The 11,278-nt window shown below is 69.9% G+C and carries 8 protein-coding genes and 1 pseudogene; 8 read left to right on the top strand and 1 reads right to left on the bottom strand.

All coding sequences use genetic code 11. The features are described from left to right. Position 1: 1 nt before the first annotated feature. The 3 genes from AC5RVV_RS02620 (at position 2) to ndk (ending at position 2,376) form a co-directional block, all read left to right on the top strand. Complete coding sequence (locus AC5RVV_RS02620) at positions 2 to 1,354, top strand: bifunctional folylpolyglutamate synthase/dihydrofolate synthase (RefSeq protein ID WP_493999871.1); 1,353 nt, start codon at positions 2 to 4, stop codon at positions 1,352 to 1,354. Positions 1,355 to 1,362: 8 nt separating this feature from the next. Then, on the top strand, positions 1,363 to 1,884 hold the full coding sequence (locus AC5RVV_RS02615) for a DUF4233 domain-containing protein (protein ID WP_493999870.1): 522 nt from the start codon (positions 1,363 to 1,365) through the stop codon (positions 1,882 to 1,884). Positions 1,885 to 1,959: 75 nt separating this feature from the next. Continuing rightward, the gene (gene ndk, locus AC5RVV_RS02610) at positions 1,960 to 2,376 is read left to right on the top strand and encodes a nucleoside-diphosphate kinase (RefSeq protein ID WP_493977451.1); all 417 of its coding nucleotides are present in this window, start codon (positions 1,960 to 1,962) and stop codon (positions 2,374 to 2,376) included. A gap of 126 nt (positions 2,377 to 2,502) precedes the next feature. Here the strand turns inward: ndk and AC5RVV_RS02605 are convergent, their stop codons facing one another. Next, entirely contained in the window at positions 2,503 to 3,177 is a 675-nt protein-coding gene (locus AC5RVV_RS02605; protein WP_493999869.1) for a vitamin K epoxide reductase family protein, read from the bottom strand. Between the two features lie 394 nt (positions 3,178 to 3,571). Here AC5RVV_RS02605 and AC5RVV_RS02600 point away from each other — a divergent pair, with 394 nt between their 5' ends. The 5 genes and pseudogenes from AC5RVV_RS02600 to proB all read left to right on the top strand — a co-directional run bounded on the left by AC5RVV_RS02600 (position 3,572) and on the right by proB (position 11,267). Further along, positions 3,572 to 7,360, top strand: a complete 3,789-nt coding sequence (locus AC5RVV_RS02600) for an Rne/Rng family ribonuclease (RefSeq protein ID WP_493999868.1) — start codon at positions 3,572 to 3,574, stop codon at positions 7,358 to 7,360. 483 nt (positions 7,361 to 7,843) lie between these two features. Next, positions 7,844 to 8,152 carry a 50S ribosomal protein L21 gene (gene rplU / locus AC5RVV_RS02595; protein WP_493977453.1) on the top strand — a complete coding sequence of 103 codons (309 nt, stop codon included), beginning with the start codon at positions 7,844 to 7,846 and terminating at the stop codon, positions 8,150 to 8,152. A gap of 55 nt (positions 8,153 to 8,207) precedes the next feature. Next, positions 8,208 to 8,468: a 50S ribosomal protein L27 gene (gene rpmA, locus AC5RVV_RS02590; protein ID WP_136785451.1), complete on the top strand. Its 261-nt coding sequence runs from the start codon at positions 8,208 to 8,210 to the stop codon at positions 8,466 to 8,468. 125 nt (positions 8,469 to 8,593) lie between these two features. Beyond that, a pseudogene (obgE, locus tag AC5RVV_RS02585) lies at positions 8,594 to 10,108 on the top strand (GTPase ObgE); the annotation flags it as partial. A 13-nt stretch (positions 10,109 to 10,121) separates the two neighbouring features. After that, on the top strand, positions 10,122 to 11,267 hold the full coding sequence (gene proB, locus AC5RVV_RS02580; RefSeq protein ID WP_493999867.1) for a glutamate 5-kinase: 1,146 nt from the start codon (positions 10,122 to 10,124) through the stop codon (positions 11,265 to 11,267). The last annotated feature ends 11 nt before the right edge of the window (positions 11,268 to 11,278 follow it).

Raw genomic sequence — 11,278 nt, 5'->3', positions numbered from 1 at the left:
CATGAGTGATGAATTCGGCGTCGAGAGCGTCTACGCGGAACTGCTGGGCCGCGCCCCGGAAAACAAGATGGAACCGCGCATGGAACCGCTGTTCCGGGCGATGGACATCCTCGGCGAACCGAACAAGGCCTTCGCCAGCATCCACCTGACCGGCACGAACGGCAAGACGTCCACGGCCCGGATCATCGAGGCCGGGCTGCGGGCGCACGGACTGCGGACGGGCCGCTACACCAGCCCGCACCTGTCCAAGGTGACCGAACGGATCAGCATCGACGGGGAGCCCGTTGCCGACGAGACGTTCGTGCGGGTCTGGGACGAAATCCGGCCGTACCTGGAAATCGTCGACCAGGAATTGGACGCCGAGGGCGCGCCCCGGTTGACCTACTTCGAGTGCGTGACCATCCTGGCCATCGCCATCTTCGCCGACGAGCCGGTGGAGGTGGCGGTGATCGAGGTTGGCCTGGGCGGCATCACCGACGCCACGAACGTGGTGGACGGCCAGGTCTCGGTGATCACCCCGATCTCGCTGGACCACACCGACCTGCTCGGCGACACCACCGAGGACATTGCCCGGGAGAAGGCCGGGATCATCAAGCGCGGCGGCTACCTGGTCAGCGCGGCCCAGCCACTGGACGCAGCCCAGGTGCTGCTGGAACAGGCGCGGGACCTTCAGGTGCCCTTCCGCTTCGAAGGCGTGGAGTTCGGCGTCGAGTCCCGCAAGGTCGCCGTCGGCGGCCAGCAGCTGACCATCAACGGGCTGGCAGGCCGCTACCAGGACCTGCTGCTGCCCCTGCACGGCGCGCACCAGGCCCAGAACGCGGCGGTCGCCGTGGCCGCGCTGGAAGCGTTCCTCGGCGGCGGCGAAAAGGAACTCAACGTGGAAGTCCTGCGCGAGGCGTTCCTGGAGGTGACCTCGCCGGGCCGGCTGGAAGTAGTGCGCACAGCGCCGACGATCATCGTGGATGCCGCCCACAACCCCGACGGGATGAAGGCCAGCGCGCAGGCCATCCTGGAGGCGTTCAACTTCACGAAGCTCATCCCGGTGGTCGGCGTCCTGCAGGAAAAGGACGCCGTCGGCCTGCTGGCACAGCTGCGCGAGCAGCTCAGCGACCTCACCGACGAAATCTGCGTCACCGAGTCCAACTCGCCGCGGGCCATTCCCGCCGAGCAGTTGGCCGAGGATGCCTTGGCGGCCGGTTTCCCCGAGGACGCCGTGCACATCGCGCCCCGGCTCGACGACGCGATCGAATGGGCCGTCGGCCGGGCCGAAGCCGACAACGACCTCGCCGGCGGCGTGCTGATCACCGGGTCCATCACCCTGGTCGCCGACGCCCGCATCCTGCTAGGAAAGTAACAAGATCCATGGCCAAACTGACCAAAGCCCAGCGCGAGTGGCGTCCGGACATGCCGAAAAAACGGCGCTCGATCAAGACGATGTTCGCCTCCACCGTGCTGCTGCTGGAAGCCTTCGTCGCCTTCTTCGCCACGCTGGTGGTGTTCGGGCTCTACCGGGACGACGTGCCGCCGGCGCTGATCCTCGGGCTCGGGATCGGCCTGAGCGTCCTGCTCGTGCTCTGCTGTGCCCTGCTCCGCCGCCCGTCCGGCTACGCCGTCGGCTGGGCGATGCAGGTGCTCCTGATCGCCACCGGCATCGTCGAACCGGTGATGTTCGTCGTCGGCGTGCTGTTCGCGCTGTCCTGGTGGTACGCCGTGCGCACGGGCGGCCGGTTGGACCGCGAGAACGCGCAGCGCGACGCGGAACAGGCGGAATGGGAACGCCGCCATGGCCCGGAGGCCGGCACCGGGGACGGCACCGGGGCCGGCGCCGCGGAGGGAACCGCCGGTGGCCCGGAGGCCGGCGCTGCGGACGACGCCGGGCGCTGACCTGCGCTGCCAGCGCGTCCCGTTAGGATTGAACGGGGTTTTCGGAGCTAATCGTGAAGCGAATGAGGAGAAATTGTGAGCGTTGAACGCACACTGGTACTGGTCAAGCCCGACGGCGTGTCCCGCGGTCTCACCGGCAGCATCCTGGCCCGCATCGAGGCCAAGGGCTACACGCTGGTCGAACTGAAGCTGGTCAACGCCACCCGCGAACTGCTGGAGCAGCATTACGAAGAGCACGTCGGCAAGCCGTTCTACGAGCCGCTGGTCGAGTTCATGCTCTCCGGCCCGGTCGCCGCCGCCGTGTTCGAGGGGCACCGGGTGATCGAGGGCTTCCGGTCGCTGGCCGGCACCACCGATCCCACCACCGCCGCCCCCGGGACGATCCGCGGCGACTTCGGCCGCGACTGGGGCGTGAAGGTGCAGCAAAACCTCGTGCACGGTTCCGACTCGCCCGAGTCCGCCGCGCGCGAGATCGGGATCTGGTTCTCCTAGACCCCTGAAGCAGCAGAGGCCGCGGCCCCCGACGGGGACGCGGCCTCTGGTTTATCCGGGTGCAGCCCGGGAAGGCAATCGCGGCGAGTCCAAGCTGTCCCGGCCAGCCCGGGAAGACGGTCCCGGTCAGCCCAGGAAGGCGTCGATGAAGGCCAGGAAGATCGTCCCGGCGGTCACGATCCACAGCAGGGCGGTCAGGGTCCAGGCCCAGCTGCCGGCAAAACGGACCACCGCCGCCGGCGCCTTGATCACGCCGTGCGCCAGGTTCCGCGCCGTGGTGTGCACCAGCATCGGGATCATGGCGGCCCACACGCCCATGCAGTACAGGCACAGGATGTGGATGTCGTAGAGCGCCTGGCTCCACAACCAGACGACGAAGACGAAGCCCAGCGTGACGCCGGCCTGCAGTCCCATCCAGTACCACCGGCGGAACCGCGCCCCCGCAAGGATCGCCACCGCCGTCGTGATGGGAACCGCGAAGGCGACGATCCCGATCAGCGGGTTGGGGAAGCCGAAGAGCCCGGCCTGCCAGTGCAGGAACACCTTGCCGCAGGAGACCCACGGGTTGATGTCGCAGCTGGTCACATGGCCCGGATTTTCGTAGGTGGCCAGCCGCTCCAGGACCAGGATGCCGGACATGATCCAGCCGACAACACCGGTGGCCAGCAGCAGCCACGCGAAGGGTTTCTCCCGGGCAACGCCGGGAACCCCGCTGTCCGGGAGTTGGCCGGGCGCTGTCGCGGCCGGGGATGTGGAGGTCTGCGCGTGGGTCTGCACCGTGTTCCTCGGGCTAGGGGGCATGTGGCTCGATTCTACGCCGGAGAGAACGCCCATTACTCACTAAATCGCACCCGGTGTGAGAGAATGATCGTGGCTAACAGCAGCCCCACATGCTGCTGTTGGTCCAGCGACAGGCTTCCAGGTCCGTCGGCGACGCTTCCCGAACAAGGAGCCCATCAATCCGGATGGGCGCTGGGAATCCGCCGGGCGGCCCTGCCGGTGAAGAGAAGGTTACGGCAGACGGAAAAGCGCCGCTGGTCCCCGGGTGTGCCGCGCCCCACGTGATGGCGCGAGCTCGGGTGATACCAAGACGACTTTCGGTGTCGGGCAGCCCAAGGCACCCGGATACCCGGCTACATGCCCCCAAGGGCACCGGGATGTGGCCGGTGCCGCAAGGGTTGGAGCACAACTTTAAATGGACAATGAACAGGTAATTCCCGCTACCTCCTCTCCGGTCGACGCGCCGGAGGTACCAGCCAAGAAACCGCCGCGGCCCCGCCGCAAGCCCACTGTGTCCGCACCGGCGCAGGACCAGTTGGACGTTGAACTGCCCGCAGCGGCACCCACCGGCCCCAACAACGACGGCGATGCCTCCACCGCTTCCCCCGCGGCCACGGCGCCCGACCCCGCGGTAGCCGCCGGGGAACAGCCGGCGGGGGAGCAGCCCGCAGGCCAGGGCCCCGCAGGCGGCCAGCCCGCCGAGGCCGCCCCGGCGACCACCCGGGCCCGCCGGCCCCGCAAGACCGCCGCCCAGAAGGCCGCCGAAGCGGCGGCCGCCCAGGACACTCCGACGGAAGATGCCGCCGCGGCGGAGTCGGGCACCGTCCCGGCAGCCGCCGGTGAACCCGGCGCCGAGCCGGGCGAAGAAGCGCCGCCGGCCAAGACCCGCACGCGCCGGCCGCGCAAGACCGCCGCCGACAAGGCCGCCGAAGCCGCCGAAGCCGCCGCACAGGAAAGCATTCCCCAGGACGGCGCCGAGGCGCAGCCGGCCGCCGAGGCTCAGCCTGCCGTTGAACCCGCCGAAGCCGAAGGCGTCCTGGCCGCCGGAGAAGCGGCCGAGCCCGCCGAACAGCCGGCCGGCCGACGTCGCACCGCCGCCACCCGCACCCGCCGCAGCAGCAAGGCGCAGGCCACCGCAGCGGCAGCCGCCGAACTCACCGTCGCCGAGGGCGAAGCGCCGGCTACGGCCCCCGCCACCACGGCACCCGCCACCACGCAGTCCACCCCGGGAGCGGGCGAGGGGGACGCCGCCGAAGCCGTCACCGGACACACCGCCGGGACGGAAACCGAAGCCGGAACCACGGCAGGGGAGCAGCCCGCAAAGGCGCCCACCCGCCGTCGTCGTTCCACCGCGGCCGCCGCCGCCCCTGCGGCCGAGGACACCGCCGCCGGCGAGCCGGAGCAGGCCGGCGCCGAAGCGGAGCAGGCAGCCGCCGGGGGAGACCCTGCCGAAGAAACCTCCGCAGACGCGGGACTTGGGGCCGACCCGTTCACCATCCCGTCCTCGCCGGTTTCCCTGCTCTTTCACGCCCCGGACCTGTCCGCCGTCGCTGCCAAGCCCGAACCGGCCGCCGCCGCCGGCGAGTCGGACGAGGACGACGAGGACGGCGGGCGTCGCCGCAGCCGGCGCAACCGCCGCGGCCGCACCCGCAACCGCTCCGAGGCCGAAACCGGCAGCGACGAGGCCGGCAGCACCGAAGAAAGCGACGAGGCCGCCGAAGCCGCCGACGAGGGTGCCGCGGGGGAGAAGGACGGCGTGACCTCGCGCCGCCGCCGCCGCCGCCGCCGCGGGGATGCCGATCTTGAACTCACCGGCGGTGCCGACGACGACCCGCCCAACACGGTCACCCGGGTCCGGGCACCGCGGCCGATCACCGAGACCGCCCCCAGCAACAAGGTGGCCTCGGTCAAGGGGTCCACCCGGCTGGAGGCCAAGAAGCAGCGCCGGCGCGAATCGCGCGAGACGGGCCGCCGCCGCCAGGTCATCACCGAGGCCGAGTTCCTGGCCCGCCGCGAATCCGTCGACCGCCAGATGGTGGTCCGCCAGCGCGACGACAGGATCCAGATCGGCGTGCTCGAAGACGGCGTGCTGGCCGAGCACTTCGTGTCCAAGACCCAGCAGGACTCGCTGATCGGCAACGTCTACGTGGGCAAGGTACAGAACGTGCTGCCCAGCATGGAAGCGGCCTTCATCGACATCGGCCGCGGCCGCAACGCCGTGCTCTACGCCGGCGAGGTCAACTGGGACGCCGCACACCTCGACGGGCAGCCGCGCCGGATCGAACTCGCGCTCAAGTCCGGCGACTCGGTCCTGGTGCAGGTCACCAAGGACCCGGTGGGCCACAAGGGCGCCCGCCTGACCAGCCAGATTTCGCTGCCGGGCCGCTTCCTGGTCTACGTCCCCGGCGGCTCCATGACCGGCATTTCCCGGAAACTGCCCGACGTGGAACGCAACCGGCTGAAGAAGATCCTGAAGGAACATGTTCCCGACGGCGCCGGCGTGATCGTCCGCACCGCGGCCGAGGGCGCCAGCGAAGAAGAGCTGATGAACGACATCAACCGGCTGCGCGCGCAGTGGGAAGGCATCGAATCGCGTGCCGGGTCCACCAAGACGCTGGCCCCGGAGCTGCTCTACGCCGAGCCGGACCTGACCATCAAGGTGGTCCGCGACGTGTTCAACGAGGACTTCTCCAAGCTGGTGGTCTCCGGCGAGGAAGCCTGGGACACGATCGAGGCCTACGTGACCTATGTGGCCCCCGACCTGGTGGACCGGTTGGAGAAGTGGACGTCGGAGACGGACATTTTCGCCGCCCAGCGGATCGACGAACAGATCCACAAGGCGCTGGACCGCAAGGTCTTCCTGCCCTCCGGCGGTTCCCTCGTGATCGACCGCACCGAGGCCATGACCGTGGTGGACGTCAACACCGGCAAGTTCACCGGCTCCGGCGGCAACCTGGAAGAAACCGTCACCAAGAACAACCTGGAAGCGGCCGAAGAAGTGGTCCGCCAGCTGCGGCTGCGCGACATCGGCGGCATCATCGTCATCGACTTCATCGACATGGTGCTGGAGTCCAACCGAGACCTGGTGCTGCGCCGGCTGGTGGAATGCCTGGGCCGCGACCGGACCAAGCACCAGGTGGCCGAAGTGACCTCGCTGGGCCTCGTCCAGATGACCCGCAAGCGCATGGGCACCGGGCTGCTGGAAGTCTTCGGCGAGCAGTGCGAGCATTGCGCCGGCCGCGGCGTGATCACCCACGACGAGCCGGTGGAACACCGCCGCCCCGCCGCGGCCACCGAGCACCACCAGGTCCGCATCGAAAAGCGCTCCGAACGGCAGTCGCGCAGCGAGAAGCGCCGCAACCGCGGCCAGGGCGGGCAGGAGACTGCCGCCGAGGCCCCGGCCGCCGTGGGCCATGACGACGACGCCGAGCGCCGGGCCAAGGCCGAGGCCGCCCGCGCGGCACTGGCCACCATCGCCGCCGCCGCGCACGCCGCCCACGAGGCGGAAGAGCACCCGGAGACGGCCAAGGCCAAACAGCAGGGCGGCGAACAACCCGCCGGCGCCGGCAAGCCCGAAGCGGCGGCGGCCGGTACGCCCGCCGGAGCGTCGGGCCAGCCCTCCGGACGCAAGCGCAGGTCGCGCCGCGCCGACGACCCCGGCGTGGCACCCGCCGTGCCCGCGGCCCCGGCCGGCGACGGACCCGAAACCGCCGTGCTGGAGATCAACGGAGAGACGGTGGCCATCCCGCGCGCCGTGCACAGCCCGGCGACCGCCCCGGAAGAGCCGTCGCTGACCTTGGAGAGCCTCACCGAGGCGTTCAACAAGGTTGCTCCGGTGGAGAAACCGGAGCCCAAGGTTGCTCCGGTGGAGAAACCGGAGCCAGCCGCGGCGGAGACATCCGGCGCTGCTGCCGAACCACAGGCCGCGCACGGTGACGCCCGGTCCACGGCGACCGCCGAACCGCAGGCGCCTGCGCCGGCCGCCGTCCGCAAGCCGCGTCGCCGTCGTGCCGCCAGCAGCCCCCAGGGTGCCGCGGACGCTCCCGTCCAGACGGTGGACGCCATCCCGGCCGAGAACGACGGCGGCCACCGCCACGCAGCCACGGCCCCGGCCGCGTCCGCACTGGCCGAAGCGGCAGCGGACAAGAACGAAGCCGCCGCTCCGGTGGTGCTGGGTGTAGGAGTACCGGCCTCGGAACTGTAGGCAGGGTCGTATGCCCGGGCAGGCCGCGGACCGCATCGGTTCCGCGGCCTGCCTGCGTCTGGCGCGGCTGTGCCTGGTTCCGGGTGGCCCGGTGCCCGCCACGGCTGGCCGCCACGGCTGCCCGCCCGGCAGGTGCGGACACCGTCTCCAGCCCACTTCCCGCAGCGGAATCAACGCACGCCGTGTCGCGGCGGCGAAATGCACGTGCCTGGCCGGCTCGGCCGGTAGTATTGTCAGGTGCGCCCGAGCGGATTGCAGTCCGCCCGTGCCAGGAGAAGATGACGCCAGAGCCCGTCCCGGCACCCCCGGAGCCCGCTGGTTTGCGGCTGATAGCCGTAATAGCGTAATCTAGATCTTCGGTGCGTACGCCTTCGAAGGGTTTCCACCCGCAGGCGCGGATGCACAGTGCTTTCCAGGCCGTTATGTCGTGCCTGCGTATTCGAGCAAAAACTGTAATAAACGTCTAGAGAAGTGAGTTCCCAAGTGGTGTACGCGATTGTCCGCGCCGGCGGCCGCCAAGAAAAGGTTTCCGTTGGAGACCTCGTGACCCTTGACCGCGTCCCCGGCGAGGCCGGTAGCACCATCGAGCTGCCTGCTCTGCTCCTGGTCGACGGCGACAAGGTCACCTCTGCTGCCGATGCTTTGGCCAACGTCAAGGTCACCGCCGAGATTGTCGAAAATCTCCGCGGCCCGAAGATCGTTATCCAGAAGTACAAGAACAAGACCGGCTACAAGAAGCGCCAGGGCTACCGTTCTGCACTGACCAAGGTCAAGGTCACCGACATCGCGTAAGCGGTCGGCTGACTTTTAGTAAACGTTCCTTCAGAAACAAAGGTAGGCAAATCAGATGGCACATAAGAAGGGTGCGAGCTCCACTCGCAATGGTCGCGATTCCAACGCACAGCGCCTTGGCGTGAAGCGCTTCGGTGGCCAGGTAGTTTCCGCCGGCGAGATCATCGTCCGCCAGCGCGGCACGCACTTCCACCCCGGCGCCAACGTCGGCCGTGGCGGCGACGACACGCTGTTCGCCCTTGAGGCCGGTGCCGTTGAGTTCGGTACCCGCCGCGGACGCCGCGTCGTGAACATCGTCGCTGCCGCTGCGGAGTAATCCAAGCAGCTAACAGCTTTCCAGTGAGGCGGGCCGTCGGTCCGCCTCACTGGTGTTTTAACCAGACTAGAATCACTGGTGGGCCGTTTCGGTTCGCGCCCACCGGCACAGAGGAGATCGATCACGTGGCAACATTCGTTGACCGGGTAGTCCTGCATGTATCCGGCGGATCCGGTGGCCACGGTTGCGTCTCCGTCAAGCGCGAAAAGTTCAAGCCGCTGGGCGGGCCCGACGGCGGCAACGGCGGCAACGGCGGCGACGTGATCCTTCGCGTGGACCCCCAGACCACCACGCTGCTGGACTACCACCACGCCCCGCACCGGCACGCCACCAACGGCGGCCCGGGGATGGGGGACTGGCGCGGCGGCAAGAACGGCGCCACGCTGGTGCTGCCCGTCCCCGACGGCACCGTGGTCAAGACCAAGAACGGTGATGTTCTCGCCGACCTCGTGGGCGATGGCGCCGAGTTCGTCGCCGCCGCCGGCGGCCAGGGCGGGCTGGGCAACGCCGCGCTGGCATCGGCCAAGCGCAAGGCACCCGGATTCGCCTTGCTGGGCATTCCGGGCGACGAGCGGGACATCGTCCTGGAGCTGAAGTCCATCGCCGATGTGGCGCTGGTCGGCTTCCCGTCCGCGGGCAAATCGAGCCTGATCGCGGCCATGTCCGCCGCCCGCCCCAAGATCGCCGAGTACCCGTTCACCACGCTGGTGCCGAACCTGGGCGTGGTCCAGGCGGGCGATATCCGTTTCACCATCGCCGACGTGCCGGGCCTGATCGAGGGCGCCAGCGAAGGCAAGGGACTGGGCCACAACTTCCTGCGCCACGTGGAGCGCTGCGCCGCACTGGTGCATGTGCTGGACTGCGCGGCGCTGGAAGCCGACCGCAACCCCCTCTCCGACCTCGAGATCATTGAGCGGGAACTGGAACAGTACACCGTGGACATGAGCTACGCCGGCGCCGACGGGGACGTGGTCCCGCTGAACCAGCGGCCCAAGCTGGTGGTGCTGAACAAGGTGGACGTGCCCGACGGCCGCGACATGGCCGAATTCGTGCGCCCCGAACTGGAAAAGCGCGGCTACCAGGTGTTCGAAGTCTCCGCCGCCACCCACGAGGGGCTGCGCCAGCTCGGCTTTGCCATGGCCGGGATTGTCGCCGCCGCCCGCGCCGAAGCGAAGGCCGCCCCGCCGAAGGTGGCCCCCGCCGTCCTGCGCCCGCGCTCGGTGAACGAGCGGGGCTTCATCATCCGGCGCGAGGAAAAGAACCTGGAACCGCTGTTCCGGGTGCTCGGAGACAAGCCGGAACGCTGGGTCAAGCAAACCGACTTCAACAACGACGAAGCCGTGGGCTACCTCTCCGACCGGCTGGCCAAGCTGGGCGTCGAGGACCAGCTGTTCAAGTCCGGCGCCCGCCCCGGCGACACCGTGGTGATCGGCGAAGACGACGCCGTGGTCTTCGACTGGGAGCCCACCATGGCCGCCGGCGCCGAACTGCTGTCTTCCCCCCGCGGCACGGACCTGCGCCTGATGGAGTACATCCGGCCCACCCGCGAAGAGAAGCGCGAGCAGTACCAGGAGCGGAAGGAGGCCAGGGCCGCCACCCGCGCTGAGCTCGAGGCCGAACGCAAGTCCGGCATCTGGACCGCAGAGGAAGACAATGACGACGACGATGCGCGCTGAGCCGGCCACGGCGGCCGACCGGACCCTGCTGGCCACGGCCGGACGCCTGGTGGTCAAGGTCGGCTCGTCGTCGTTGACCTCGGTGGCGGGAGGCATCTCCGAAGAGGCCCTGCTGTCCCTGGTGCAGGTGCTGGCCGCCCGCCGGAACGCCGGCACCGAAGTCATCCTGGTGTCCTCGGGCGCCATCTCCGCCGGACTGGCCCCGCTGGGCCTGGCCCGCCGGCCGCGGGACCTGGCGACCCAGCAGGCCGCCGCCAGCGTGGGCCAAGGCCTGCTGATGGCCCGCTACACCCAGGCCTTCGGCGCCCGCGGCATCACCGTCAGCCAGGTGCTCCTGACCGCCGAGGACCTGATGCGGCGCCAGCACTACGCCAACGCCTACCGCGCGCTGCACCGGTTGCTGCACCTCGGCGTCGTCCCCGTGGTAAACGAGAACGACACCGTAGCCACCCACGAAATCCGCTTCGGCGACAACGACCGGCTGGCCGCCCTGGTGGCCCACCTGGTCAAGGCCGACGCGCTGGTGCTGCTCTCGGACGTGGACGCGCTCTACGACGGCCCCCCCAAGGACGGCGCCCGGCGGATCCCGCTGGTGGCCCGGCTCCAGGACCTGGACGGCGTGAACATCGGCCGCACCGGCGCCGCGGGCGTGGGCACCGGCGGCATGGTCACCAAGGTGGAGGCCGCCGGCATCGCCGCCGGCTCGGGCATCCCGGCCCTGGTCACCTCCACGCCGAACGCGGCGCGGGCCCTGGCCGGCGAGGACGTGGGCACGTGGTTCGCCGCCAGCGGCACCCGCCGGCCCCCGCGGCTGCTCTGGCTGGCACATCTGGCCTCCGTGCAGGGCAGGCTGGTGCTGGACGACGGCGCCGTGCAGGCCGTGCGAGAGAAGCACCGGTCGCTGCTGCCGGCCGGCGTCGTCTCGGTGAAGGGCGACTTCGAACCGGGGGATCCGGTGGAGCTGGCCGACGGCGACGGCCGCGTGGTCGCCCGCGGCCTCGTCAACTTCTCATCCTATGAGCTCCCGCGCATGCTTGGCCGCTCCACCCGGGAACTGGCCGCGTCGCTCGGCCGGCAGTACGAGCGCGAAGTCATCCACGTCGACGACCTCGTCCTGCTCTGAACCACCGCGCC

The organism is Arthrobacter sp. MDT2-34-1, from assembly GCF_059091365.1.
This window is presented reverse-complemented; position numbering and strand designations above follow the sequence as displayed.

Bases quoted from the DNA above. Each gene is read 5' to 3' on its own strand.
- AC5RVV_RS02620 (WP_493999871.1), top strand. From the start codon at position 2: ATGAGTGATGAATTCGGCGTCGAGAGCGTCTACGCGGAACTGCTGGGC.
- AC5RVV_RS02615 (WP_493999870.1), top strand. From the start codon at position 1,363: ATGGCCAAACTGACCAAAGCCCAGCGCGAGTGGCGTCCGGACATGCCG.
- AC5RVV_RS02605 (WP_493999869.1), bottom strand. From the start codon at position 3,177: ATGCCCCCTAGCCCGAGGAACACGGTGCAGACCCACGCGCAGACCTCC.
- AC5RVV_RS02600 (WP_493999868.1), top strand. From the start codon at position 3,572: ATGGACAATGAACAGGTAATTCCCGCTACCTCCTCTCCGGTCGACGCG.
- rpmA (WP_136785451.1), top strand. From the start codon at position 8,208: ATGGCACATAAGAAGGGTGCGAGCTCCACTCGCAATGGTCGCGATTCC.
- proB (WP_493999867.1), top strand. From the start codon at position 10,122: ATGACGACGACGATGCGCGCTGAGCCGGCCACGGCGGCCGACCGGACC.